The organism is Candidatus Amarolinea aalborgensis, assembly GCF_900491745.1.
Classification (GTDB): Bacteria; Chloroflexota; Anaerolineae; order SSC4; family Amarolineaceae; genus Amarolinea; species Amarolinea aalborgensis.
Genome location: NZ_UETR01000043.1, coordinates 1 through 26,592 on the forward strand (window position 1 = coordinate 1; position 26,592 = coordinate 26,592).

Below are 26,592 nucleotides of genomic sequence, written 5' to 3' on the forward strand. Positions count from 1 at the left end.
CGCGGCGCCGATCGTCACGGCGTAAAAAAGGAGGCCCATGGCCGTGGCGGTGGCGGCGGCCACGCCAACCTGCGTAAACAAGGCCACATAGCTCAACTCGCGCACACCCAGGCCGCCGAAGGAGGGCAGAACGAGCGAGATGGAAATCAACGGCACAAAGAGCAGGTAATAGGTCCAGGGAATTACCACCCCCACCGCCAGCCCCAGAAACAGGTTGATCACGATGAGCAGGGTATTGAACAGGAGTGAAACGCCAAACGAAGCGAGCAGCGGGCGCAGGCCGTAGGTGGGGATGGCGTCGAGCAGCCATTGACCGGCCTTGAACCGTGCGACAAACGGAATGCGACGCTGGAAAGCCAGCGCCCATGACCGTCGGGCCATCAGCAGCACCACCAGCGCGCAGCCGCCGAAGAGCGCCCACAGCAGCCAGCGGACAGTTGGGTTGACGGCGCCAGGCGCGAGGGTCAGCGCGACGACTCCCGGCAGCATCAGCATCGCGATGCCGCTGAAACGGTCGAGGAGGACAGAACCGAGCACCACGCCTGGCCGCGCCGAGCCGCGGCCCAGGGCCACAGTCTTGACCACATCGCCGCCAAAGCCGGTGGGCAAAATGGTGTTGAAGAGGCTGCCGATGAAATACCAGCGCGCCAACACGCCGAGCGGCGCGCTGACGCCGCCGGCCCGCAGCAAGATCTGCCAGCGGTATGCGCGCACCACCACGCCTAGTTGAAACAAGAGCAGGGCCAGGGCAAACCAGCCTATCTTGATGTGGGCAAGGACAGCGGTGATCTCACGCCAATGGATGACGCGCAGCAAAAGGGCCATCAAGCCAACGCTGATCGCTACTTTGAGCAGACCGCTCGCCAGTCTGCGCATGCGTCCTGCGCGCGCAGCGTCATTCGTCATGGCTGCTTTTGCGCAATGCACAGCAGAGATTGGCCCAGCGGGATATCCCACATGCGGCGCAGCCAACGTTCGCCGGCGATGAAGGCTGGGGCCAGCAGGTTGAACAGCTTCAACTGGTCGTGGGGCAACAGGTCACGCTTGAGCACGCGGCTGTTGAGCCACCAACCAGGAATGCCGGCGATGTTGAGATAGCCCAGGCGAATGATCTGGAGGCCCGTTGCCGTCACCAACTTGCGCAGTTGATCCCGGTCATAGCGGCGAAAGTGTCCCAGGGCCGTATCCAGTGTACCGGCCATGTAGCTGCCGGCCGGCACAAAGAGCAACAAACGCCCGCCTGGCTCCAGCAGTTCGGCCATGTGATGCAGCGCCACCTGGTGCTCCTCGATATGCTCCAGGACGTTCAGGCACATGACGGTGTCAAGGCGATGCGGTTTGAGTTCGGCTACGGTAGCTCGCGTGGTGATGTCCCCCTCGTAGATATGCACGTTGGGCCGATGAGCAAACTCGGCGCGTACAAAGCGCACCGAGCTTGGCAGGCGATCCAGGCCGACGACCTCGTCCAAGCCCAAAAAGTAGCTCGTCATGTTGCCAATGCCGCAGCCTACTTCGAGTAGGCGGCGGCCTGCGTGCGGCGCAATTTCTTCATAGATCCAGCGATTGTAGCGATCAACGCTGGCCATGCGGCGCAGCGTTTCGCGGCCAATCGGATCATCCATCTCCACGAGCAGTTGATTGTCCAGGGCGGTCTCCACGGCATCCTCTCTTCAGTCAAAACAGCTGCGTTATGATTACTCGACGAATCGGTACTTGATCAAGGCCCACAAGGCCGGCAAACCATCGCGCCAGGCGCTGATCTTCTTGCCTTCGTCCACATCGCGGCCGGCGTAGGAGATGGGCACTTCGAAGACGCGATAGCCCCGTTTGAGGATCTTGGCTGTAATTTCCGGCTCAAAATCGAAACGGTTGGCGCGCAGATGGATACCCCGAAAGACGTCGGTGCGAAACATCTTGTAACAGGTTTCCATATCGCTCAGGATCGTGTTGTAGAGCAGATTGGTGACAAGGGTCAAGAACTTGTTGCCCACCATGTGTAAGAAGTTGAACACCCGGTGTGAGCCCATGAAGCGGGATCCGTAGACCACATCGGCTTTTCCTTCCAGAATAGGCTGGATCAGCACCGCGTACTCACGTGGATCATACTCCAAGTCGGCATCCTGAATCACCGTCAGGTCGCCGGTGACGTAGCGCAGGCCGGTGCGAATGGCCGCGCCCTTACCCTGGTTGGCATCGTGAAAGATGATCTGCATCTTCGGTAGCTGCCTGGCTTGCATGGCCCGCAGAATGTCCCGCGTCCCATCGCTGGAGCCATCATCCACCAGGACTATTTCCTTTTCGATGCCATCCAGCGGCGCGGCCTGCACGCGGCGCACGATTTCCTCGATGGTTCCCCGTTCATTGTACACCGGGATGATGACCGATAATTGATGGGGTGTGGTGCTCACGGTGATTTTTGCCGTCTCCTCGTTATCTGTTTGAGGCTCCATCATAACACACGGGCGCCAGCTATTCCAAATGCAGCACATATTCAACCACAAGAAGCACATGCGAGGGTGCGTGAACACTAAAGAAGCCGTAGTTTGCGTTAAGGAACAACCACCTTCAAGCCCAGGGCAAAGATGCCGTTCTTGGGATCGCCCTTGAATGAGCCAATGAACAGGGTGTACTCCCCATCCGGCGCGGCAATCGTGGTGGTCAGCGCCGGCACCATCTCATTCTTCTGCGCCACGAGGCCGCGCCCGCCGCTGAAGGGATTGAACGCCTGGTTCCACCAATGGCCGTCGGGACCTTCGGTGGCCGCGTAGACGTCGCCGCTCGTGGTGGCCGCATCTTCGGCTTCGACCCGAATCTCCTGGCCGTTGGCGGCGACCAGGCGCGCATAGTCATAGACGCCATCATAGCCGGGCAAAGGCCCGACGTGCAGCACCAGCTTGCCGCCTGTCACCGTGACGGGGCCAGCGTTGATTTCCCACACCGTGCCGCTGGTGTCCCCTACGAAGGTCTGCGCCGGCTCGAACAGCGCGCCATCTGGATAGAAGGCGTGATAGCCCGTACTGACAGGGGGCGCGCCGATTTCCGGCGTGACAACCGGCGGCACCTGCGTGCCGCGCGTCGGTTCGCCGCTGCTCACCAGGTAGCTGGTGAACAACACCTGGCCGTTCGGAATGTGGTGGTCTTCCAAAACGCCGTCCGGCCAGCGTGCGCGCAGCGCGTCCAGGCGCGCGGGTTGGTCCGGATAGATAATCCAAACGAAAGGCGGGCCGGGACAGCTTTCGATCAAGCCATTGGGCGCGTCGCCGGGCAAGTCAATCAACGGCCGCGGCCAGGCCAGGAACGCGGTTTCACGCACTTGCAGCGCGTACTCGCCAGCAAAATCGCAGGCCGCAACCGTCGGCGGCAGATCGCGCAGGTAACGGCCGATGACGGTCTGCGGCCGCGCGGCGCTCTTGACCGTCTCGGCATACAGGCGCCAATCTTGCCAGCCGACGACGGTCAGGAAAATGACGGTCAGGCCGGCCAGGATCAGGTGGGCGGCCGGCCGCGGCGCGGCGTTCACCGCCGCGCCGCGTAGGCGCAGTCGGCTGAACACAGCCCACAGGCGATCGAGCGCCAGGCCGGCAAACCACGCGCCGGCAAACATCATGCCGACGAGACGCGGCCAGAACGGCGCGTCGCCGGTCAGGATGCTGCCGATGAAAAGGTTGAGGACATAGAAGATGAGCGCCAGGGCTGCGCCGGGGCTGCGCCAACGCCGCACGGCATAACCAAAGCCGAGGGCGATCAACGGCGAGACCGGCGAGCTGAACATCGGATGGTAATAGCCAAACTGCGTGCTGGTATCAACGCTGACATGGAACATCAACAGGGAGCGCCGCGTCTGCTCCAGGAAGACAGCCCACGGCGTGCTCACGCTGTATTTGCCCATCAGGTGATTCATGACCGCCGGATAGAAGAGAAAAACCGCGCGGCTGCGCTCGACAAAGGCTTCCTGGTTGCGCGCGAAGTAGATGAGGCTGGGACCGAGGCTGATGACCAGGCCCAGCGCCAGCAGTCCCAAGCCAGCCAGGTTGTCCTTGATCCAGGCGCGTCGGAAAAGAAGGGCGAAGAAGAGAAAGCCGGCGATGACGAAGATGATGACCCGACCAGAGTAGTACATCTGCAGGCCAAAGCCCAGGGTAATCCCGGCCAGGGCAAAGGAGATGTTGCGACGCGCGCGCAGGCCGTCCACGAGCAAGAAAAGCGCAAATAGGTTGAACGGCCAGGGATCCATGTACGCGGCGAGGCGCGAAAAGTGAATGAGGGGGCTGTTGATCACGGCGACCGCGACGCTTAACAGCGCCAGGCGGTGACTATCAAACAGACGCCACAAGAAGAGATAGAGGGCCAGCAGGCTGAGCAGGCCCGCGATCACGGCGGTCATATTCAGGCCAAAGAGATTGTTGCCAAACAGGGCCATGGACGCGGCCGTAGGCAGGTAGCCGATCATGGGAATGTTGGCCCAACCTTCCTGGAACAGGTGCGGTTGGTTGCCCAGGATGATTTCACGCGCCTGGATGCCATACGAGGCCATGTCGCCATGAAAATCGTACGGGATCGTCTCCAGGTGATTGACGCGCAGCCAAAAGGCCGCGCTCAGAATGACCGCCAGGATGAGCAGCCTGAGGCCGCCGGTCCAGGTCGGCCAGAGGCGGCGCAGCGCTTGCCCGCGGTCACTCGACGGTTCGACTGAGCTCGCCGAAGTCGGCGCTTGGCGGTTGCCGCTGGCGACACGCGCGGGCCAGGGCGCCTGCGAGGCCAGGAAAAGCAGCATACTCAGCAGCCACAGCGCCTGGATCAAGCGATCTTCGCCCTGCTGGGCAAAGCGCGCCAGGCCGAAGGCCGCGCAGCCGAGCGCGCTGAGCAAGAGCAGGCTGCGGACGATGCGCGGCCAGCGGCTGCCAGCGCTCTTCTGATGGCGGCTACTGGCATCGGGTCGCGTCCAGGCCGCGGGCGCCAACCAACCAAAGAGGGCCATCGCCAGCACGTAAAGCAGCGTGCCGATGCGCAGGCGATTCGGCTCGAACCAGGCCATCGAAAGGTTGCTGCCCAGGGTCGTGGACAGCAACTTCGCCAGGCCTGCACCATCGTAGAAGGCCTGCGCCAGGTATGCCAGGCCCAGCGCCAGCAAGATGCCAGCCAGGGCGCGCCACGAAAGCACAGGCATACGCGAGGGCGTTTCCCTGTCGGGCTGATCGTCCGACCGATCGGCGCCGGGCTGGTCAGCCGCACTGACGGCAGGCGCGTCGGGCTGGTCAGCGAGCTGGCTGGCGACGGGCATGGCCGGGGCCGGGGACATGGCAAAAGCCAACGGCGACGCGGCGAGCGACGCAGCGACCGCCGGTGTGCGGCGGCGCCAGGCGCGCAGGGCTTGCACCAGGCAGAGCGCCGCCAGACTGGCGGCTGCCAATCGGCCCGGCCAGGGATTGTCGCCGCCGAAGCCGCTGGGCGGCGCGGCGACGTACGGCTCGACAGAGCTCGCCGAAGCCCCTGGCGGCGTCACGAGGTAGGCGCTGAACGTTTGCCAGCCATGCTCCACCTGGTCATGCAGGACACCGCTGGGATACGCGGTCTGCAACACTGAGAGTAAGTCGCGCTGTTCATACGGCACGATAAAAGCCAACGGCCTGTCAGCCGGCGGCAGCGCCCCTTGGCGAATCTCCTCGAAGGTGATGTCGCGGCCGCTCACGGCGCGGTTGAGAAACTGAAATTCGCTATCCTGCCAGGAATAGGGGTCCTGAACGATGAGAACCTGGGTGTCGCCAGGGAGTTGGCTGACGAAACGGGCGATGCTGCTGCGCGGGCCGATGCTGTCGGCCGACCAGGCGGCGTAGGCCTGCCAGTTGCTGGCGCCCACCACGCCCAGCACGACCAACAGCAGTCCGACCAGGGCAAGACGACTATAGTAGCCTAATGGCTGCGCCAGGAGCGTCAAGAGATGGTCGCCCGCCTGCGCGGCCAAGATCACCACGACCGGCAAGACGATGCTGAGGTGAATCCAGTTGGGCGGGTCATTGGTCAGAACGCCGCCCAGAACCAGGCTGACGCCGAACCAACTCACCAGCAGGAAGAAGCGCGGCTGGCGCAGCCGCGCCAGCGCCAGACCGAGGCCCAAGGTCAGCAGCGCGGCAGCCAGCCAGTCAAGCATGGGGCCAGGGAATCCGAACTGCGGGCTGGTGTCGCTGAAGAGATGAAAGGTGAGCAGCGTGCGTTCGATTTGCTGCACCAGCAGGGCGGGCAGGGTGGCGACGCCGTACTTGGCGAGCAAATGTTCATAAACCACAGGGTTGACAATCGTGACTTCGGCGGCGCGGCCCATGAATGCGCCAAGATTGCGCCCGGTGAAAATAAGCATGGGGCCAAAAGCCAACAGAGCGCCGAGCAGCAGCGCTCCCCAGTGAGGCAGGTTGGCCGTGAGCTGACGGCGGTCGGTAAACAGATACCAGAGACAGAGCAGAATCAGAACCACGGGCGCCACACGCGCCGCGTAATAGACCAGCGGGCTGAGGCCCAGCATGATGCCGGCCACGGCGAACCAGATGCCATGTCGGGTGCGCAGGCCGCGCCACAGGCTGGCGAACAGCAAGGTGACGATGAGCAGCGCGGCGGTTGGAATCACGATGCGGCTGAGGTGGTTGTGGGTGTAACTGATGGTCAACAGCGCGGCCGCCAGCAAACCGACGCGGCGACCGGCCAGCTCGCGCCCCAGCCAGTAGACGGCGGGAACGGTGGCGGTCCCGACAAGCACCGAACCGAGCAGCAATCCGTACAGATTCTGTCCAAACAGGCGCATGCTCCACGCCGCCACCATGGTCATAAAATGAGGAAACTGAAAATAGCCAACGCCGATCCAGGTCGGTTGGCCGATCATTTTGCTGGCCTCACGGCCCAGCACGGTGATGTCGCCGTCAATGTTGCCGGGAATGGTGGTCAACTGCCAGGCGCGCAGGGCAAAGGCCGCGGCCGTCAAGATCGCCAACAAGGCCCATTCCCACCAGGCGTCCTGCGGCTGGGGAGCGGCCGGCTGCTCCCCTGAGCGGGTCGGCAGGTACGCAACCAGCAGCAGCAGCGGACCGGCCAGCCACAACGCACGCACGGCAACGCTCTCGCCGGCGCTGAGGTAGAGCGCCAGGCTGACCAGGTAGCTGAGCACAGCCAAGGCCAGGCACACCGTCGTCCGGTTGAACGTCAGCGAGACGCGCGGCCGCGCGGTCGGCTCTTCCTGCCTCTCGCGGCCGTCCTCCATGGGGGCGACCGCCGCGCAAAAGAGGAGCATCGCCAGGGCCAGCAGGCCGTAGGCCACAAGGTGGATCGTGTGGACGCTCCAGAGCGTGATCAGATTGGTCCCCGGCGGGGTCTGATTGAGCAGGGCTTGGGCAAGTAAAGCCAGCGCCAGGGCGCTGAACGCCCCGGCGCGACGGTTCCAAAATCGCAGTTGGATCATATAGCTTAAATGTGGGCCGGGACCTCGTTGCCCGCCTCACGGATGGCTTGGGCGGCGTTGACGCGCGTGAGGACGAACATGCCGGCGATGAAGAATACGATCAACGAGAGGATGGCGATGCGATAGCTGCCGGTGAATTGCAGGCTGAGTCCAAACAGCAGCGGCCCCAGCCAACTCGTGCCGCGTTCGCTGATCTCGTACAGGCTGAAGTATTCGGCCTCTTGGCCGCGGGGAATCATTTGTGAGAAAAGAGAGCGGCTGAGAGCCTGGCTGCCGCCAAGGACCACGGCAATGGCCGCGCCCACGGCAAAGAATCCGATCGTGTCGCCGGCCTTCAGCACGCCGTAAGTATAGATCACCACGCCTGTCCAGATGATCAGACTGCCAAAGATGGCGTTCTTCGTGCCCACATACTGGGAAATGCGACCGAAGATCGTCGCGCCGAAGAAGGCAATGAACTGCACCATCAAGATGACCGCGGTCAGGGTTGAAATGGAGAGCTTGAGTTCCTCCTGCCCAAACTGCGACGAGAGCGCAATCACGGTCTGGATGCCGTCGTTGTACAGCAGATAGGCAATCAAGAAAAGCAGCGTCTGCGGGAAGGTGGGGAGCTTGCTCAGGGTCGAACGGAGCTGCTTGAAGCCGATGGTGGCGTAACGTTCGCCCGCGGGCAACTGGCGTCGCGCCTCACGCGCCTTGAGCATTCTGATTGGAATCAGGGTGAAAATGGCCCACCACACGCCGGCCGACACCAGGCTGATACGTACGGCCATGGAAGTATCCAGGCCGAAAGATTCGGCGCGCGAGAACAAGACCAGGTTGAGCGCCAAGAGCAGGCCGCCGCCGAGGTAACCAATGGCAAAGCCCATGGCAGACACCGCATCGCGGCGATCCGCGCTGGCAATTTCGGGTAAGAAGGCGTTATAGAAGACGATCGAGGCGCCGAAGCTCAGGTTGCTGATGAGAAATAGAAGGCCGCCGAGTAGATAATTGCTCCCTTGCAGAAAATACATACACATCGTGGCAAAGGCGCCGATGTAGGCAAAAAGCGTGAGCATTTGCTTCTTCAGGTGTGAGTAGTCGGCAATGGCGCCAAGAACGGGCAGCAAAACAACCTGCAGCAACACAGAGAGCGACACCATGTAGGGGAAGAAGGAACCCGCGCCGACTTTGATGCCGAGTGGGTGGACAAAGCCGTTGGCGTCAGCGGCCGCTTTGGTGATCGCGGTCAGGTAAGGGCCAAGAAAAACGGTGACGACGGTGGTCGAAAAGGCCGAATTGGCCCAGTCGTAAAAATACCAGGCGCGAATCTCACGTTTGTCGTTCACGGGCAGCTCCTTCCAGAAGGCGTGGTGGATATGCACGCTGTTGTCGCATACCCTGGGCGATCCCGGCCGTGCCAGGCTTTGTAGAGACACGAATTGAGCGAACAGGATGTCCTATTTTACACGGGGACAGAAGATGGGTCAATTGTGCCTGAGCTTTGTTTGCCTCTTGGCGGCTCAGCCCTGACGGCCCTGGCGGTGATGACACGCTACGGCGCGCCAGGCTGCCACGCGGCCGCGGCGGCGCGCAAGTCAATCACATCGAGCACGCCATCGCAGTTCGAATCGTACACAGACGGCGTGCGCCCCAGCAGATGCGCAATCAGCATGATGTCCACGATGTCGACGCGACCGGAACGATTGACATCGGGGTGCGCGCCGGGGCAGATGGGAGGCGAAAGCTCGCTGGTGTTTCCTTGTCCGTCGGTCGCTGTCGCTACGATGGGCCACCAGAAGTTCGTTGGCTGAATCGGGTACATCAGCACGCTGACCGCGGATTGCGCGTTCGGCGCCGTGTAGGAGGTTGCGCCCAGGTAACTCAACGCCTGCCCGGAGGCCATGCTGTCCGCGCGGAAAAACTCGATCGTGATGGGGTAGGAGGCGTTGATGAGCGCGGAATCGACGCGATAGGTGATCGAGATGGGATTGAAGATGGCCGGCCCGCCAGGCCCCGCGTCGGGATAGACAGCGTCGAGAAGCTCTGGCGTGTTTTGCAGCCGGTTCGGCCCTTCATCCGGGTCGCCTGTGTCATTCGGCGTCAAGCCATCGCCGCCCAGGTCAATGGCTGGGCCAGGCCCATTCATCACGATGTTGCCTGACAGCCGGTTGTTGAGCGTCGTCGCGCCGCGTACGATAATGCCCTGGTAACTGTTGTAACGGACGATGTTTCCCGGCCACGACAGGAGCGCGCTGGCGGTGTCTCCCACCTGGTTGTCGTGCGCGCCCTCTTCGATGACGATGCCGTTCTGCTGATGGCTGCCGGGCAGCGGTTGTGTGGCGCTGGTCCCCGGCCCGATCAGATTGGCCAGGATGCGATTCTGGCTGGCCGCGCTGCCCTTGATGCGCACGCCGGCCAGGTCATTGCCGCTGATCTGGTTGGCCTGACCCAGGCGTCCAATCTCGTTGGCTTGGGCATCTTCGATCAGGACTCCAGCGGTCTGCGCGCCCCCCACAACAAGGCTCTGTCCGTCGGCGGCCGGCCCAATCGTGTTGTTCATCACCTGGGTTTGGCTTGCGCCGGCGCCGAGGTAGATGCCAGCCTGGCGGTTGCCGCTGATCAGGTTGCTGCTGGCAGTCTGCGCGTACCCGGCCTCCATCGGCGCGGCGAGGCCAATGCGGTTGCTGGCCGCGCCGCCGCCAATCCAGACGCCCACCTGCTGTTCTGCCGCATTCGGCAAGGCAGCGCCGGTCGCATCGAGACCAATGCTGTTGCCAATCACCGCATTGAAGCTGCTGCCTGTGCCGCTGATGACAACGCCCGCGCTGAGGTTGCCGCTGATCAGGTTGCGGTCGGCGGCCTGGCGGCCGCCAATCTGGTTGTTGGCGGCGCCGTTCTCGACCGCAACTCCCACGAGCTGATGGAAAGAGCCGCTGGCGCCGCTGGTATCCAGGCCGATGAAGTTGCCGCTGACGACATTGTTGCTGCTCTGAATGGCAAGCGCACGGCCGGTAAATTCGATCATGGCCAGCCCGTTGATGCGATTGCGGCCGGCGCTCAGCCGCAGCCCCTCAGGCACTTGACCGCTGCCGTTCAGCGTGACCACGAGCTGCGCGTTGATGGGACTGGAAAGCGGCGCGCTGTTGGCGCGTGCGCCCGGCGCTGACGTGCCGTCAATCCAGATGCCGGCCGGGTTGGTCAAAGCAGGCAATGGGGTTTGCGGCGCAATCGTGCCGGCAACCGCAAAACCGATCGCCTGCGGCCCAGGGCAGGCGTTGGCCGTCTGCAGCGCTGCGCGCAAGGTGCAGACGCCAGGCGCCGCGGCGCACAAGCAATCGCCCGGGTCGGCGTCAGGCGCATCGCCCAGGTCATTGACGCCCAGGGCGGTTTGGCTGACGGGCGCGGCCCGACTGAATTCGCTGGTGTTGCCAGCCGCATCCGTCGCCGTCGCCACCAAGAGATCGCCGTTGCCAGGGATGACTGCAGCCGTGAATCGCTGCGTCGTGACCGTTTGCGGCGTGCTGTAGAGCGCGCTGCCGATCCAGGTCTGCCCGGCGGCCACCTGGTCGGCCGCGGCGCCCGTTTCGGCCTTGTAGAAATCAACGGTCAGCGGGTAGAGTGCATTGGATGCGCTGCTATCCACGAGGAGGTCAACTTGCACCTGATTGATGATGGACGTGATGTTGCTGATAACCGGCCGGTTTTGCAGGCCGTTCGGCCCGGCATCGCCGTCGCCAACATCGTCTGGCGTGATTCCATCCCCGCCCAGGTCAATTCCTGGCGCGGCCGCGGAAGGGCCGTTGCCTGCCAGGTCATTGCGGCGCACACGGTTGTAGCGGCTGCTGCTGCCTTCGACGATCACCGCGGTCAGCGTTTGGAACGCGATACGGTTGGATGCGCTGGCCTCATCGCCGTTGCCCACACGATTGGTCGTGGCGCCGTCACTGAGGCGCACACCCACCGCTTGTAGGCTGCCGGGCAGTGCACCGCCCGCCAGCGCCGGCCCGATGGTGTTGCCCCACACGTCATTGTCAAAGGTGCTGCTGCCGCTGATGCGCACGCCGTTGGCCCGGTTGCCGCTAATCAAGTTTCCCTGCACCAGGTTGTTGCTGGCGCTGGTGTTGATCCACACGCCGTCATTCTGCATGCTGCCGCTCAGCACGGCATCTCCGCTGGCCGCCGGCCCGATGAGATTCCCCTGCACCTGGTTGTCGCCTGCACTGTCGGAGATGACCACACCGGCCACGCTGTTGCCGGAGATCACATTGTCGAGCACCTGGTTGCCATAGGCGATGTTCGTGAGCAGCACCCCGTACAACTGCTGGCTGCCAGTCAGCACGGTCGTGCCCGTGGGCGCCGGGCCGATCAGATTGCCCTGGACCGTGTTGGTCAACGCCAGATTGCCTTCGATGCGCACGCCGGCGTAACGATTCCCGCTGATGACATTGCGATCAGCCGCGGTTGCGCCGCCAATGGTATTTTGCTTGGCGAGCGCGCGGATGTTGACGCCAGCGCGTTGAAAGCTGGAACCCTGGCTGCCAGCGGCCGTCAGCCCCAGGAAATTGCCGGCGATCACATTGCGCTGGCCGCCGCTGATGACGATGGCGTTGTAGTAGGGCGCGCCGATGTTGCTGTCGAAGTCGTAGATAGCCAACCCGCGCACCACATTATCGTTGCTGGTGATGGTGAGGCCGTCGAACGCGAGCTGGCGTCCATCCAACGCCAGCGTCAGGGTGGTGTTGACGGCGGCGGTCAGCGGGGCGGTGTTTGGACTGGCGCCGGGCGCGCTATAGCCGTCAATCGTTGTGCCGCCCGTGGCGTCCGCCAGGGGCGGCAAGGCGTAGAAGGGGGCAATCGTGCCGGTAATCGCAAAGTGGATCACATCGGGGCCGGGGCAGGCATTGGCTGTTTGCAGGGCGGCGCGCAGAGAACAGAGATTATCGCTGGTAGCGCAGACACAATCGTTGGGCGCTGCGTCGGCCCCGTCATCGAGCGTGTTGACGATCATCAGACTGTTGACCGCGCCGCGGCTGCGCGCGGACGCTGTAGCGGCTGCGACCAAGAGTATCAGAGTGCCGGCCAACAGCGCGCTGATCAGAAAAAGCCTTTGTTTTGAATAGGATGTCGCCCCTGCGTGATTCACAGCCGCACTCCCCCTTAGCGCGTCGCGCTGATGTCAATATCCCAGTGCCCCGGACGCCGCCTCATTCCCTGGTCATGGATCACTTCGCCCGCATAATGGCCGTAACAGGCCAGCTGCTTGAAAAATATAGCGTCTTGCTGATCGAGATAGGCGTTGATGGCCGAGAAGATATCAGCCAGGCTGGCGCTGGTGTAGCTGCTGCGCAGATCCACCAGCCATTTGCCCTTCATGGCCTGGACTTCGTTCTCAATCGGGCGGTTGACGCGCTGCTTGGGCATCAAGAACAGGTCAACCACGGTTAGCAGATGATACGATTGGCGCAGGTTGTTGCGCAGCACCAGGCCCGATTGCGGCGCGTAGGCCAGCACTTTGCGCGCCGCCAGGTCATCCAAGATGAAGAGATGCTCCTCGGGGATGGTAGAGACCGGCCAGTTCTGCATGTTGAGCGCCTGGCGTTTCTCTTTGGCATCGAAATAGAAGCGGCGGCCCTGCTGGCGACTGCCAAAGGCAAAATCGAGGCGCGAGAAGGACTTGCAGTTGTCCTCGAAGGCCAGATTGTGGCTGCGAAAATAGGCTTTGATTTCTTGTTCCAATGAGATCATGCGCGCCGTCCTTTGGGCTGATTTTACTCCAAATGGGCGAGAAGACGAAAGCGGCTCAAGGGCGTATTTCAGTCTAAGGGGAACGGTGCGTCCTAAGCTTGTCGAAGGGCGCCGGCCGCGTCATTTCGATAAGCTCAGCGAGCGGCTCTTGCAAACGTACTCCCAATGTGAAATGCGCCCCAGGCGCCATACGCGCTTGATATTTATCCCTCCCTGTAGTAGAATCGCAAGCAGCGTATCGGGAAACCTGATCAGCGTTCGGGTTTGATGCCCTCTTCCAAAACGCATTCAGTTTGATTTCTCGCCGAAGAAGAAGAATAGGAAGTGTCTGGCTATGCTACAAAGATTCTATGTTCACAACTTCAGGTGCCTGGAGAACTTCGAGTTGACCACGAAAGAGATGCCGTCTGTACTTTTCATCGGCAACAACGGCACGGGTAAATCCACGATCGCTGCTGCCCTGGAGATTCTTCAAAGTATAGGCCGAGGCACGAATCGAGTTGGCAAACTCGTTCAACCCAAGGATTTTGCCCAGGGGAGAGTAGATGTTCCCATCCGATTCGAAATAGAAGCGTTCATCCAAAAAAGCTCGTACAAATACGTCCTTGCATTGGAATTGCCCAACAGATTCAGAGAGCTAAAAGTGGCTGAAGAGCAACTGATGGTTGATGGGCATCCCATTTACTCTCGACAAGCAGCGCAAGTTCTTCTCCATACCAGTTCCCAAAACGGTGAAGCCAAGTTTTTGGTGGATTGGCATCTTGTGGCTCTGCCAGTTATCCAAGAGCAATCAGCTACAGATCCGCTGAGCGTCTTCAAGATCTGGCTTGCCCGTATGATTATTTTGGCCCCAATCCCCAACCTTATGACCGGAGAATCCAAGGGTGAGACTCTGGAGCCTAATCGAGATGGCTCGAACTTCGCTGAGTGGTTTACAGGGCTGTTGAGTCGCTATCCTGCGGCCTACACGCAGCTCGAAAGACATCTGCGAGAAGTCATGCCTGATCTCAGGGACTTTCTGAATGAACCGGTGGGCACAGACGCCAAGAGGATGATGATTCGATTCGAGCAGAACACAGCAAATCTGAACGTTTACTTCGATAACCTCTCCGATGGAGAGAAGTGTTTCTTTCTTTACGCCGTCGTCCTGGCTGCCAACGATTTCTACGGACCATTGTTTTGTTTCTGGGATGAGCCGGACAACTATTTGTCCATGTCGGAAATCGGGTATTTTTTTATGTCACTACGGCGCTCATTTCATGCCCGGGGCCAGGTATGGGTCGCATCTCACAATGCTGAAGCAATCCGATCATTTTCCAACGAAAACACGTTTGTGCTCAATCGCAAGAGTCATTTAGAGCCGACGCTAGTCCGGGTATTGAGCAATGTTCCGTTTGCAGGTGATCTCGTAAACGCGTTGATTCGCGGAGATATCACGCTGTGAGCGCGAATAGATATAAACGGCATGTACTTGTGTTGCCGGAAGACGATGCCAACCGTCAGATTGCCATTGGCTTCTTCCTCAAGATCGCTGGACGCGCCTGGCAGATCTTACCACCCGCGGGGGGCTGGGCGAGGGTTATAGATGATCTCGAGCGTGTTCATGTCATCACGATGCGACAATACCCTGACAGGAACATCGTCCTAATGATGGATTTCGATCATCAGGTGACTGAACGCCTGGAACGTGTCAAGGCAGTGACTCCGCCGGAATTACGCGGCAGAGTATTCGTTCTCGGTGTACTCTCTGAACCAGAAGAGTTGAAAGTCAATCTCAACATGACGTTCGAGGCTATCGGGGAGTCTCTCTTTCAAGACTGTGCCGATGACACACGGCGTGCATGGAGTCATGAGCTTCTGAAGCACAATGAAACGGAAGTAGATCGTTTGGTTTCATCCGTGAAGCCGTTTTTGTTCAGTTAGGAAAGACTCCGCGCGGGACTGCCTGCCAAGAAAACAGCTTGATCTTTCTTTCGCTGTGATGTAGAATCGTGACAGGCGTGTGTGCTGCTGCGGCGTTGGGCATACTGCCTGGCATTGGTTTGCGAAATAGGAGGATGTCTATGGATGCAGTCACGGCGCTTGCCCTGTTTTTGGTGGTATTGGCCGCGCTTCTGTTTATCGGCGGAATCATCAGCGCCGGGTATTTCTCACTCAAACGCAGACCAGAAGCTATGCCGTCGTTCCTGACACAAACAACCACGATCATCGGCGGCACGCTCGCCACCAATCTCGGAGCCGTCCTCGGCCTGTCGGTGGCACAGAGCGATAAGCTCAATACGGCCGGGGTGGCCGCCTTGCCTGCCCTGGCAAAGCAGCTTCAGGTCGGCGCGGCCTATCTTTACGTATTGGGTTTGGTAATTGCCTTCGTGTGTTGGGCTCTGATCCGATTCAGCGACAAACCTGAAGAGGTGGTTAGCACCCTGCCAGACTTAACAAAAACCCTTCTGGGCGTGGTAGTCGGCGTGCTGGCGATCGCGCTGGGAATCTCGCGACCGTAAACGGCTCAAATAATCCTATGAACACGTCCTTCGACATTACTTCGCCATCGCCCGATAGGCAGCATACAGCCCATTTTGCCTTTAGCGGCGAGATCCGTTTTGGCCCGGCCTATTATTCGCTGTCAGTGGATGATTACCTCTTTGATCCACGCATCTTCGGCAGCGCCCATCTATGGTCGCCCTCATCCAACCTGTTCGTCGTGCAGGAATGGTTAACGCTTGACTACTCTGAAGGTCCCATCACCGCCCTGGTGCTCATAGACGTGCACCTGCGGCGAGAGATAACCGTCGCAGAAGCGACGAAAAGATTCATGGTGCCTGACGCGTTCGAGGGATCTATCATCGTGTACCGTGAAGAACATGCAGGGCGAAGCGTTGTCAAACATTTCGACCTGGATGCCACGAGACTCAAGGCGTGGAAGACATGGGATCATTGAAAATGGATACACCCCGCTGCCAGGGCTGAATTGCCATAAGCGGCCCCAGATGCTATAATTTTGCATCCCCAGGTTTTGAGTCTCCGTTCGGTAGTTCTACATTCTACTCGTCGCCGCCCTTCTTGGGCAACAGCATGAAGGAGAGACATGCAATGAGCCGTCGTTTCCTAGCCTCGTCATCCCTGGTGTTGATCATGATCGTTGTCATGATCCCGTCCCTGATCACGCCGGTTGGCGCTGCACCCGTTCCCCAGGGCGCTGATACACCGGCCGGTATCTTCCGCGGCGTCACTACCGCCGTCAAGTTCGACGTGTCGCGACCGTTGCGCGAGATCACCCCAGTCGTCGCGCCAGAGAGCAAGCCATTCGAAATCCCCGAGCGCGGCACCGGCCTCGAAGGCGCATTCGGCCCGCAGGACGCCGACGCAGCCATGCAAACCACGTATGGTCCGGCGCTGATCCCTACCCCGAGCGTCAGCTTCGATGGCCCCAGCAATACCTCTAGCGTCTCCCCGCCCGACCCGGTCGGCGACGTTGGCCCCAACCATTACGTCGCGATGAGCAACCTGTCGTTCCAGATCTTCAACAAGTCTGGCGCCTCGGTCTTTGGTCCAGCGCTCAACAACACGCTGTGGGCCGGCTTCGGCGGCGACTGCCAGACCAATAACGCTGGCGATCCCATCGTGCTCTACGACCAGCTCTCGGACCGCTGGATGCTGTCGCAGTTTACCTCTGCTGGGCCGACGTATTACAACTGTGTGGCTGTCTCGCAGACGCCCGACCCCACCGGTAGCTACTATCGCTGGGCCTTCAGCACGGGCAACAACTTCCCTGACTATCCCAAGTACGGTTTCTGGTCGGATGCGCTGTACATCAGCACCCGTGAGTTTGCAGGCGGCTCGACCTTCGTCGGCGTCGGCGCGTATGCTGTCAACCGCGCACAGTTGATCGCGGGCAACCCGGCAGCCCAGGTGATCTCCTTCCTGGTGCCGCCCGGCGCCACCGCCTACAACATCGGCGACGGCCTGCTGCCCGCTGACCTGGATGGCTTTACCCTGCCGCCAGCAGGTAGCCCTGAGTACTACATGGGCTCGATGGACAACGGCGGCGCATACGGCGCGCCCCAGGACGCTTTGACCCTGTGGAAGTTCACGGCCGACTTCACCACGCCGGCGAACTCGAGCTTCGTTCTGGCCAATACGATCCCGATTGCGGCCTACGACACAGTCCTTGACCTATGCGGCGGCGGCCGCGCCTGCATACCGCAGCCAGGCACGACGAACCGGATTGACCACCTCGGCTACCGCCAGCGCCCTCTGCACCGCCTGGCCTACCGCAACTTCGGCTCATACCAGTCGCTGGTCACCAACCAATCGGTCGAAGCCTCGACCGGCATGAGCGGTATCCGTTGGTGGGAAATTCGCAGTCCCAACAGCTCGCCCGTGGTCTACCAGGAAGGCACCTATAACCCCGGTTCTGCTGATGGCATTTTCCGCTGGATGGGTTCGATTGCCATGGACAGCGCCGGCAACATGGCGCTCGGCTACAGCACGTCCAACGCCACCGCGCCGAACTATCCGAGCGTGAAGTACACCGGCCGTCTGTCCACCGATGCGCTGGGCACGATGCCGCAAGGTGAAGCCTCGATCATCAACGGCACCGGCTCGCAAACCGGCAGCAACCGCTGGGGCGACTACAGTTCGATGAACGTTGACCCGGTGGACGACTGCACCTTCTGGTATGTCAACGAGTACGTGCCGACCACCAGCTCGATTGGCTGGCGCCTGCGCATCGGCGCGTTCAAGTTCAACGAGTGCGGCACGGCTGACTTCACCATTGCCGCCACGCCCGCCACCCAGGACATCTGCGTCGGCGCCAACGCGCAGTACAACGTGACCATTGGCAGCGTCAGCGGCTACAACAGCCCCGTGACCCTGAGCGCCTCCGGCAACCCCGGCACGGCCGGCTTCAGCACCAACCCGGTCACCCCGCCCGGCGCCAGCACGATGACCATCAGCGGCGCGGCCGCCGGCAGCTACAACTTCAATGTCGTCGGCACGGCCGCCGGCCCCAATGTGCACCAGGCCGCAGTTGGCCTCACCGTCCAGGCGGCTGCGCCCGGCGTGCCGGTCCTCACCGCGCCGGCCAATGGCGCGACCAACGTCCCAACGACACCGACCTTCACCTGGAACGCCGCGACCGGCGCATCCACCTATGACATCCAGGTCGCGACCGACGCCGGCTTCAGCAACATCGTGGCTTCGGCTACCGGCCTGACCGGCACGACGTGGAGCGGCGCCTCGTTGAACACCAACACGATGTACTACTGGCGCGTGAAGGCCAACAACGCCTGTGGCGCCGGCAGCTACTCCACCGTCTTCAGCTTCACCACCGTGGGCGCGCCGGGCGACTGCGCCGCGGGCACCACGCCCAACATCCTGTACCAGTACGGCTTCGAGGCTGGCGAAAGCGGCTGGACGCACAGCGCGGCCCAGGGCACGGACAGCTGGGCAATCATCACGACCAACCCGCACAGCGGCACGTCGCACTTCCGCGGCCTCGATCCGGCCACGGTCTCTGACCAGCGGCTGGTCTCCCCGGCCGTGGCGCTGCCCACGGGTCAGAACCCGGTCGTGCTGAAGTTCTGGCACGTGCCGAACCTGGAGCCGAGCGGCACCACCGCCTGCTTCGACGGCGGCATCTTGGAAGCCTCCACCGATGCCGGCGCGACCTGGACGCAGGTGCCCAACGCCAACCTGCTCGCCGGCCCCTACCGCGGCCTGGTCTCCAGCAACTTCAGCAACCCGTTGGCCGGACTGAATGCCTGGTGCGGTACGACCAGCTACATCAACACGATCGCCGATGTCAGCAGCCTGGCCGGGCAGACCGCGCAGTTCCGCATGCGCCTCGGCTCAGACAGCTCGGTCAGCGCAACCGGTTGGGACGTTGACGATGTGACAGTGCAGAGCTGCCAGCCGGCGCAACCGACCGCGACGCCGACGGCGACGGCCGTGCCGCCGACCGCCACCCCGACCGCGACAAGCGTGCCGCCGACCGCTACCCCGACGCCAACGACTCCGCCGACCGGCGTCGAATTGAGCAGCCTGAACAGCGGCGCAGGGTCGAGCAACCTGTGGCTGCCGCTGATCCTCGCGCTTGCGCTGCTGGCCGTTGTGGGCATGGCCGTGCGCCAGCGTGCGACTCGCTAAACAGGTGCAGCCTGACTGGCTGACTGCCGGAGAAAGGGGCTTGCTGAAACAACCCGGCCCCCATCAACGGCATTCACGGAACGGCCAGGCCGAACGCTAGAGCCTTTCATGTGTACACAAAGGCGCCGGTTGTGTCTAACCGGCGCCTTTGTATTTTGTATTATGTGCGGATCCAGTAATCTTGCGCCGCCCTCCCCGGTGCCAGGCTGTCGCCAAAAGCTCCACAGGGAGGTGCCCAGTCGGCGGCTCTATGCCCCCAGAGCCGCGCCGCAAGCGCCGCAGTAGGTAAACTGCGCCGGGATGTGATCCGCGCCGCACGCCTGGCAAGTGCGCAGGGGCGGCCCCCAGTAGAACTCAGGCGCGGCGTCAGCCGCCCACGCCGCGCGCAACTGGGCGTAGTCCGGCTGGCGCTTTTCCTCGAACGCGCTGACCCCTTCCATCGTCTCCGGCGAGGTGTTGTGAATCGCCAGCCAATCCGCGCCATGGCCGATGGTCAGGTGCCAGGAGAGATCGCGCCAGAAGTTGAGCTGCTGCTTGGTGTAGCGCGTCTTTTCGGGGAACTTGTTCACCAGTTTGGCGCACAGCCGCTCAACCGCGCTATCCAATTCCGCCCGCGGCGCGACCTCATTCACCAGGCCCCATTCCAGAGCCTTGGCCGCTGGAATTTCTTCGTTGAGAAACAGAATCTCACGTGCGCGACGCTCACCCACCATCAGCGGCAAGAACTGCGTCGCGCCGGCCAGGGCCACCGAGCCGCGGCTGGTGCCGACTTGGCGCAGGTAAATATCGTCTGCGGCAATCGCCAAGTCACAGCTCAGGTTGAATTCGTTGCCGCCGCCCACGACAATCCCGTTCAGTCGGGCCACGATCGGCTTGCCCAGGTTGCGCATCAATTCATGCGTCGTAATGAATTCGCGCATCCATTTGTAGTAGTCGCGTGGGCGTTCGCGGAACTGCTTCTGTTCCTGCAGGTCCGCGCCGGTGCAAAAGGCCCGCTCACCGACGCCGGTCAGCACCACCACGGCGATGCCATCATCCCACAGCGCATCCTTGAACGCGATCTGCAGCTCGCGCAGGACGTCGAGATTGATGGCGTTCAGGACTTGCGGCCGGTTGAAGGCCACCCACGCCACGTAATCGCGCTTACTATAGAGGATCGCTTTGAAATCGAAATCGCTTGGAGACTTACCGATAAAAGGTCGCATAGGTCAGTCATTGCCTCATGAACATGTCAGTTAGCGCGCCCTTGTCCACAGCCGCCAGGATCGTCAACAGTCAGGCTCAGACGATCGTCCCACTCTCTCATTTTTGTATAGGCGCCATCTACAAACAATTTCATGATAATCGGAGTTGACCCATAAGTCAACCTGTTTGGGATGTTGGCCGCGCCTTCTGATGTTTCGTGTTCCCAACGCCCCGCTCCAGGCCTTGCCAGGCCGCGCCAATCCGTGTACAATCTGCCAGACCAACGAAACCACGGAGGGATGACCCATGAAAACCACGTCTGCGGCGCTGATGAGCGCAGTCAAGCATAACGATGCGAAGGCGGCGGCGCGGCTGATCAGCCAGGGCGCGGATGTCAACGAGCTGGACGCCAACGGCGACCCGCCGCTGATTCAGGCCGCTTACCTGGGACACACAGAGATTGTCGAGCTGCTGTTGAAGGCCGGCGCGGATGTCACGGTGGTGGATCCGGGAATGAAGGCGACGGCCTTGCACGCAGCCGCTTACGCCGGCCGTACGGAGGCAGCGCGCCTGCTGGTGCAGTATGGCATCGCCATCAACCAGCAAGGCCCCTTCAACGGCTACACCGCGCTGCACGATGCGATCTGGCAGAATAATATCGAGGTGGCGCGCATTCTGATCGAGGCCGGGGCGGATCTGGCCGTGCGCTCGCAGCAGGGGCAGACTGCACTCGAGATGGCCAAGGCGCGGGGCCGGCGCGAGATCGCTGCTCTGATCGAAAATCGGCTGCGCGCGCAGGGCGCCTAGATCAACGACAACTCGAAGTTCTTGCGCAGGTGTTGCAGACTGCATGCGAACAAATAGATGGAGGATGGTATGACGGCTTTGCCCAAGCTCCGTTGGACGCCAGAAACCTACCTGGAACACGAACGAACCGCCGCAGTCAAAAGTGAGTATTTCGCCGGCGAGGTCTTTGCGATGGCCGGCGCCAGTGAAGCCCATAACCTGATCGTAACGAACCTCATTGCAAGCTTGCGCCCGCAGTTGCGCGCCCGTGGCTGCAAAGTCTATCCCAGCGACATGCGCCTCAAGGTGAGTGCGACGGGCCTTTATACCTACCCCGATCTGACCATTGTGTGTGGCGCGGCCCGCTTCGATGACAAGCAGCATGACATCTTGCTGAATCCAACTGTACTCTGTGAGGTCCTATCGCCGGCGACTGAAGCCTATGACCGCGGTAAGAACTTCGAGCCCTATCGCCGGCTGCGCTCATTGGTCGAATACGTGCTGATCGCACAGGATGCATGCCGCGTCGAGCATTACGTCCGTCAGCCGGATGATCGCTGGCTGCTCACCGAACTGAGGGAGGCACAGGATGTCATCAACCTGTCATCGGTGGGCTGCCGCGTCGCCCTGGCGGATGTCTACGAGCAGGTTGAGATGGCGGCCGCGGCGTCTGACTTGGTAGTTGGGGCCAGTACTGAATGAGGTTAGCTATCACCAGGCATTGGCAATTGAAATCACGTTAAGAGAAAGAATCAATACATGGAATACCGTAGATTGGGTAGTTCTGGTCTGAAGGTCTCTGCGCTCTCCCTGGGCGCGTGGGTAACGTACGGCGGCCAGGTGGGCGTTGAGGCCGCGCGGGCGTGTATGCACGCAGCTCTCGAACATGGCGTCAACTTCTTCGACAACGCCGAAGCCTACGCCCAGGGCCAGGCCGAGACTGTCATGGGGCAGGTCATCAAGGGCATGCGCCGCGAGGACCTGGTGATCTCCAGTAAGGTCTTCTGGGGCGGCGATGGGCCGAATGACCGGGGGCTCAGCCGCAAGCACATCATCGAGGGCTGCCACAATTCCCTCAAGCGCCTGGGGCTGGACTATCTCGACCTCTTTTTCTGCCACCGGCCCGATTTCAACACACCGGTGGAGGAGACGGTGCGCGCGCTAGACGACCTGGTGCACCAGGGCAAAATCCTCTACTGGGGCACGAGCGAATGGCCAGCCGAGCGTATCATGGCCGCGTATGGCGTTGCGCGCCAGATCAATGGCTCCCCGCCGCAAATGGAACAGCCGCAGTACAATATGTTCGTACGCGACCGTTTCGAGAAGGAATACGCGCGCCTCTACAGCGAAATCGGTTTGGGTACGACGATTTGGAGTCCGTTGGCATCCGGTCTGCTCAGCGGCAAGTACAATCAGGGCATTCCTGACGACAGCCGAGCCGCGCTCAAGGGCTACGAATGGATTCAGAGCCACGTGATCACGCCCGCGCGTTTGGATAAGGTCAGGCAGTTACAGCCGTTGGCTGCGGAACTTGGCTGCAGCCTGGCGCAGATGGCCCTGGCCTGGTGCTTGAAGAACCCCAACGTCAGCACGGTCATCACCGGCGCCAGTCGGCCAGAGCAAGTGCACGAAAACATTATGGCGCTGGATGTCGCGCCGAAGTTGACTGTAGAGGTGATGACAAGGATCGAGGCCATTTTGCAGAACAAACCGGGCGCAGAAGAGGATTGAGAAATCAGACTTCCGAAGTCTTCGAGACTTCGGAAGTCTATTTTTCCCTCGCTTGGCTTAGTTATCACTGATCATCTGGCCCAACTTGCGAATGAGTTGGACATTCGGCGGCTCCACCAGCACCTCGCCGTCAGGAAACACGATCGTGGGCACGCTGCGATAGCCTCGATTGAGACGCTGTACCAGTTCCGCAGCGTCCTCATCGTGCTCGATATCCACATAATGATAAGGCACGTTCAGGCGCTTGAAAACCTGCGACGCTCGCCAGCAATCGCCGCACCACGATGTCCCATAAAACACAATCTGCTGCGCCAGCGCTTCGTTTTCCATTGAGTTCTCCCCTCGCCGATCTATTGTACCACAAAGATAAGCGTTAGACAGGCCTGCGCCGCCCATTCGTCACAACCTCGCGGCCCGGATCAGAACTGGTCAAGTTGTGAGTCACATTTCGCCCCCATTGCATTGATGGACACGCGATGAATAATCGGGTATAATCTGACGTGAGCAAGTCCATGCACAAGGTGAGACAGCCGTGCAAATCATTGACATCCTGTGGCTTCCCGATATCGTCGAGAAACTAGCGAGTAAGCATGGCATTGAATCGACCAAAGTCGAAGAGTTGTTTGCAAGCCGACCTCAATTTCGACGCATTCAGCGAGGTAAGATGCACGGCGAAGATATGTACTCAGCAATGGGACGAACCGGGTCGGGTCGCTATTTGATCGTCTATTTCATTCGAAAGTCAAACGGCATGGCCCTGGTCATCAGTGCCCGTGACATGGACTCGGGAGAACGAAAACAATATGGACGCAAATAAGACGATGGATCTAATCCCTGAAGAATTCGAGAGCCTGGAAGCTGCCGCCGAGTTCTGGGATATGCACAGCCTGACCGACTATTGGGATCAAACTGAGGCAGTGCATTTCGATGTCGATCTGCAGCGTCGTGTTTTCCTGATACCGCTGGAATGGGGTCTGGCCAATCGTTTGATGGCGGCCGCACGCCGGCAAGGTCTCACAGCCGAGACATTGGTCAACCTTTGGTTGAACGAACACTTACAACAGGTGGCATGAGATCGCTTGCCAGCCACTCTACTGCCCCGATTTTCACTGAAACTCCCCACATACTCCATCACGAACGCTTTCCCGAATAGGCTTCCTGGAGGCTGAGCATCCGACAACCTCGGTACTGAGCCGCGCCGCCAATCGAATCCTCGCCAGTGTGCCACGAATCCTTTATATCGAAATTTGACTTAGTGTATTTTTTACACTATAATGATAGTGTGCGTTTGACACTAATCGGATAGAGGAACCACTATGAACCAGGCGTTGTCCGAGTTGTTGCAGCAGTTGCGCGCGGCCACCCGTGTTCAGGATGTCTTTGGCGCCGCGCATTTGACCTCGGCGCAGGCGTTGAAGCGACGCTACCGCGCCCTTGCCGGTCAGGCTCACCCCGATCATCACCCGAATGACGTCGTAGCCGCCAACGAGGCGTTCAAGCGGCTGCAGGACTGGTACGAAGCGGCGAAGCAGGTTGCGGCGTCCGCTGACCCCGCCGCGCCCATCATCGCGGTTGCCGGTCGTCAGCATGCGTACCGCGGGGTTGAGCCGCCGATCGTTGGCGATCTGTGCGATCTATATCCGGTCACGGCTGACGGCGCGCCGGTGCTGCTCAAAGTGGCGCGGCGCGCGCACAACCATGACCTGCTGCAAACCGAAGCCGCGACGCTGGCACAGTTGGCGCGCGCGTTGGACGGCCAGCCCCTGGCCGCGCACTTCCCCACGTTGATCGAGCATTTCCTGCTGTGCGGGGCGGATGGTCATCTGCACCATGTCAACGTTCTGCGCCAGGAGACCGGCTGCGTCACCCTCGCCGCTGTGCACAAGGCTTTTGCGGGCGGCCTCCCGCTGGCCGACGCCGCCTGGATGTTCAATCGGGTGCTGGCTGCCCTGGGAGTCGTGCATGGCCTGGGCCTGGTGCACGGCGCTGTGACGCTGGCGCATGTACTGGTACGCCCTGCCGATCACAACGGCCTCCTGCTCGATTGGTGCTACAGCGCGCCGATTGGCGAGACGATCAAAGCGATCAGCCCGCCCTACGCCGCCGACTATGCACCAGAAGTACACGCCAGGCAGCCAGCCACCCCCGCCACCGACCTGTTCATGGCTGCGCGCAGCCTGCTTCACCTGTTGGGCGGCCAGAACGATCCCGATGATTTGCCGGTTGGCGTCCCGCCGGCCATGCGGGCGCTGCTGCGTGCGTGCCTCATCCCCTCACCCCGCCGCCGAATCAATGACGCCTGGGAATTACTGGACGATTTCCAGGACATCCTGCAGCGGCTCTACGGGCCGCGCACGTTTCGACCGTTTCACATGCCGTCGTAGGGTAAACTGGCAGTTTGCCCTCACGGGTCAACGAACAGAGCTACGCCAGATTGAGCATGGATCAGAAAGGAAAACCTCATGGGATACTCAAATTGGAGTGACGCGGCTTACCAGTCGCGGCAAAGCTATCGGCAGCAGACACAACAGACCGCCTTCACCTATGACCAGCAGGTGCGAGCCACGGGCGTTGTGCAAGTGCATGAGCAAATGAACCCCCTGGGCAAGATGCGCGAGAGTCGTGACAGCGATCAGCATCCTGATTCGGTCGCCATCGCCGTTCTCTTCGATGTGACCGGTTCGATGGGCGCCGTGCCGCGCGTGCTGCAGACCAAGCTCGGCCAGCTGATGCGCGTGCTGGTGCAGCGCGGCTACGTGGCCCACCCGCAAATCCTCTTCGGCGCGATCGGCGACGCCAACTGCGACCGGATCCCATTGCAGATTGGGCAATTCGAGTCCGGCCTGGAGATGGATGACGACCTGGGCAAAATCTACCTGGAAGGCGGCGGCGGCGGCCAGGTGCATGAAACCTATGAGCTGGGGCTTTACTTCATAGCCCGTCACACAGCCATTGATTGCTTCGACCGCCGCGGCCATAAGGGGTATCTCTTCACCATCGGCGACGAGAAGCCGTATCCCGCGGTGCGGCGCAGCCAGGTTAAGCAGCTGATCGGCGACAGCCTGGCGCTGCGCATCTCAACGGAAGCCCTCGTCGCCGAGGTGCAAAAACGCTACGAATACTTCCACATCATTCCCACCAACACGTCGCACGGCGGCAGCGCCGAGGTGCAGGCGCGCTGGCGCGCGCTGCTCGGCGAGCGCCTGCTGCTGCTGGACGACGAAGCCGCGGTGTGCGAAACGATCGCTTTGGCCATCGGCCTGTGCGAAGGCACGTTCGACGATCTCGACACGGGTGCGCAGGACATGCAAAACGCCGGTTATGACCCAGCCGCGACGGCGGCCGCGGCCAACGCGCTGACGCCTTACGCCGCGACACGCCCGCCCACCCTGGCGGTCGTCGCGGGTGTTCTACCAACCGCTCATCACCGCGCGCCGCCGGACGGCCGGCTGTTCTAGGCGGTCCGGGAGTCCCGAACTTGTTCGGGAAGGGGACGGCGCTGGACGCAAGAGAGCGTGATTCGTCGCAGAGAGCGTTGTCACGCCGGAGGCGTGACCTACCACGTGAGGCCG

21 protein-coding genes are annotated in these 26,592 nt (G+C 61.2%); 12 read left to right on the forward strand and 9 right to left on the reverse strand.

Translation table 11 applies throughout. The features are described 5' to 3' along the window. The 7 genes from ACPQ6D_RS21590 to ACPQ6D_RS21620 form a co-directional block, all read right to left on the reverse strand. A partial coding sequence (locus ACPQ6D_RS21590) for a lysylphosphatidylglycerol synthase transmembrane domain-containing protein (protein WP_423226421.1) occupies positions 1–906 on the reverse strand: 906 nt, incomplete at its 3' end. Further along, positions 903–1,658, reverse strand: a complete 756-nt coding sequence (locus ACPQ6D_RS21595; protein WP_423226422.1) for a class I SAM-dependent methyltransferase — start codon at positions 1,656–1,658, stop codon at positions 903–905. The genes ACPQ6D_RS21590 and ACPQ6D_RS21595, both read right to left, overlap by 4 nt. 36 nt (positions 1,659–1,694) lie before the next feature. Beyond that, positions 1,695–2,453 carry a glycosyltransferase family 2 protein gene (locus ACPQ6D_RS21600; protein ID WP_423226423.1) on the reverse strand — a complete coding sequence of 253 codons (759 nt, stop codon included), beginning with the start codon at positions 2,451–2,453 and terminating at the stop codon, positions 1,695–1,697. A gap of 95 nt (positions 2,454–2,548) precedes the next feature. After that, positions 2,549–7,444, reverse strand: a complete 4,896-nt coding sequence (locus ACPQ6D_RS21605; RefSeq protein ID WP_423226424.1) for an ArnT family glycosyltransferase — start codon at positions 7,442–7,444, stop codon at positions 2,549–2,551. Positions 7,445–7,449: 5 nt separating this feature from the next. After that, positions 7,450–8,772, reverse strand: coding sequence for an MFS transporter (locus ACPQ6D_RS21610; RefSeq protein WP_423226425.1), 1,323 nt, complete (start codon positions 8,770–8,772; stop codon positions 7,450–7,452). Between the two features lie 206 nt (positions 8,773–8,978). Then, positions 8,979–12,569, reverse strand: a complete 3,591-nt coding sequence (locus tag ACPQ6D_RS21615; protein ID WP_423226426.1) for a beta strand repeat-containing protein — start codon at positions 12,567–12,569, stop codon at positions 8,979–8,981. Between the two features lie 14 nt (positions 12,570–12,583). After that, complete coding sequence (locus tag ACPQ6D_RS21620; protein ID WP_423226427.1) at positions 12,584–13,171, reverse strand: hypothetical protein; 588 nt, start codon at positions 13,169–13,171, stop codon at positions 12,584–12,586. A 334-nt stretch (positions 13,172–13,505) separates the two neighbouring features. Here ACPQ6D_RS21620 and ACPQ6D_RS21625 point away from each other — a divergent pair, with 334 nt between their 5' ends. From ACPQ6D_RS21625 to ACPQ6D_RS21645, 5 genes are all read left to right on the forward strand, one after another. Beyond that, positions 13,506–14,615 carry an AAA family ATPase gene (locus ACPQ6D_RS21625; RefSeq protein WP_423226428.1) on the forward strand — a complete coding sequence of 370 codons (1,110 nt, stop codon included), beginning with the start codon at positions 13,506–13,508 and terminating at the stop codon, positions 14,613–14,615. After that, entirely contained in the window at positions 14,612–15,094 is a 483-nt protein-coding gene (locus ACPQ6D_RS21630; protein ID WP_423226429.1) for a hypothetical protein, read from the forward strand. Before ACPQ6D_RS21625 ends, ACPQ6D_RS21630 begins: the two co-directional genes overlap by 4 nt. 140 nt (positions 15,095–15,234) lie before the next feature. Next, the gene (locus ACPQ6D_RS21635) at positions 15,235–15,672 is read left to right on the forward strand and encodes a hypothetical protein (protein ID WP_423226430.1); all 438 of its coding nucleotides are present in this window, start codon (positions 15,235–15,237) and stop codon (positions 15,670–15,672) included. A 17-nt stretch (positions 15,673–15,689) separates the two neighbouring features. Further along, a complete protein-coding gene (locus ACPQ6D_RS21640; RefSeq protein ID WP_423226431.1) occupies positions 15,690–16,109 on the forward strand; it encodes a hypothetical protein in 420 nt (139 codons plus the stop codon). Positions 16,110–16,261: 152 nt separating this feature from the next. Further along, positions 16,262–19,318, forward strand: a complete 3,057-nt coding sequence (locus tag ACPQ6D_RS21645) for a fibronectin type III domain-containing protein (RefSeq protein WP_423226432.1) — start codon at positions 16,262–16,264, stop codon at positions 19,316–19,318. 248 nt (positions 19,319–19,566) lie between these two features. Here ACPQ6D_RS21645 and ACPQ6D_RS21650 read toward each other — a convergent pair whose 3' ends face one another. Then, the gene (locus ACPQ6D_RS21650; RefSeq protein WP_423226433.1) at positions 19,567–20,523 is read right to left on the reverse strand and encodes an enoyl-CoA hydratase/isomerase family protein; all 957 of its coding nucleotides are present in this window, start codon (positions 20,521–20,523) and stop codon (positions 19,567–19,569) included. Positions 20,524–20,809: 286 nt separating this feature from the next. Between ACPQ6D_RS21650 and ACPQ6D_RS21655 the strand changes: the two genes are divergently transcribed. The 3 genes from ACPQ6D_RS21655 (at position 20,810) to ACPQ6D_RS21665 (ending at position 23,020) form a co-directional block, all read left to right on the forward strand. Continuing rightward, positions 20,810–21,310 carry an ankyrin repeat domain-containing protein gene (locus tag ACPQ6D_RS21655; RefSeq protein ID WP_423226434.1) on the forward strand — a complete coding sequence of 167 codons (501 nt, stop codon included), beginning with the start codon at positions 20,810–20,812 and terminating at the stop codon, positions 21,308–21,310. 69 nt (positions 21,311–21,379) lie between these two features. Next, positions 21,380–21,991, forward strand: a complete 612-nt coding sequence (locus ACPQ6D_RS21660) for a Uma2 family endonuclease (RefSeq protein WP_423226435.1) — start codon at positions 21,380–21,382, stop codon at positions 21,989–21,991. A 57-nt stretch (positions 21,992–22,048) separates the two neighbouring features. Next, on the forward strand, positions 22,049–23,020 hold the full coding sequence (locus tag ACPQ6D_RS21665; RefSeq protein WP_423226436.1) for a potassium channel beta subunit family protein: 972 nt from the start codon (positions 22,049–22,051) through the stop codon (positions 23,018–23,020). A gap of 57 nt (positions 23,021–23,077) precedes the next feature. Here the strand turns inward: ACPQ6D_RS21665 and ACPQ6D_RS21670 are convergent, their stop codons facing one another. Next, positions 23,078–23,350 (reverse strand): glutaredoxin domain-containing protein, encoded by a 273-nt coding sequence (locus ACPQ6D_RS21670; RefSeq protein WP_423226437.1) that lies wholly within the window; start codon positions 23,348–23,350, stop codon positions 23,078–23,080. Between the two features lie 202 nt (positions 23,351–23,552). Between ACPQ6D_RS21670 and ACPQ6D_RS21675 the strand changes: the two genes are divergently transcribed. From ACPQ6D_RS21675 to ACPQ6D_RS21690, 4 genes are all read left to right on the forward strand, one after another. Beyond that, positions 23,553–23,837, forward strand: coding sequence for a BrnT family toxin (locus ACPQ6D_RS21675; protein ID WP_423226438.1), 285 nt, complete (start codon positions 23,553–23,555; stop codon positions 23,835–23,837). Continuing rightward, a complete protein-coding gene (locus tag ACPQ6D_RS21680; RefSeq protein WP_423226439.1) occupies positions 23,824–24,093 on the forward strand; it encodes a CopG family antitoxin in 270 nt (89 codons plus the stop codon). Before ACPQ6D_RS21675 ends, ACPQ6D_RS21680 begins: the two co-directional genes overlap by 14 nt. Before the next feature lie 243 nt (positions 24,094–24,336). Beyond that, complete coding sequence (locus ACPQ6D_RS21685; protein WP_423226440.1) at positions 24,337–25,404, forward strand: DnaJ domain-containing protein; 1,068 nt, start codon at positions 24,337–24,339, stop codon at positions 25,402–25,404. Between the two features lie 78 nt (positions 25,405–25,482). Further along, positions 25,483–26,478 (forward strand): hypothetical protein, encoded by a 996-nt coding sequence (locus ACPQ6D_RS21690; RefSeq protein WP_423226441.1) that lies wholly within the window; start codon positions 25,483–25,485, stop codon positions 26,476–26,478. The last annotated feature ends 114 nt before the right edge of the window (positions 26,479–26,592 follow it).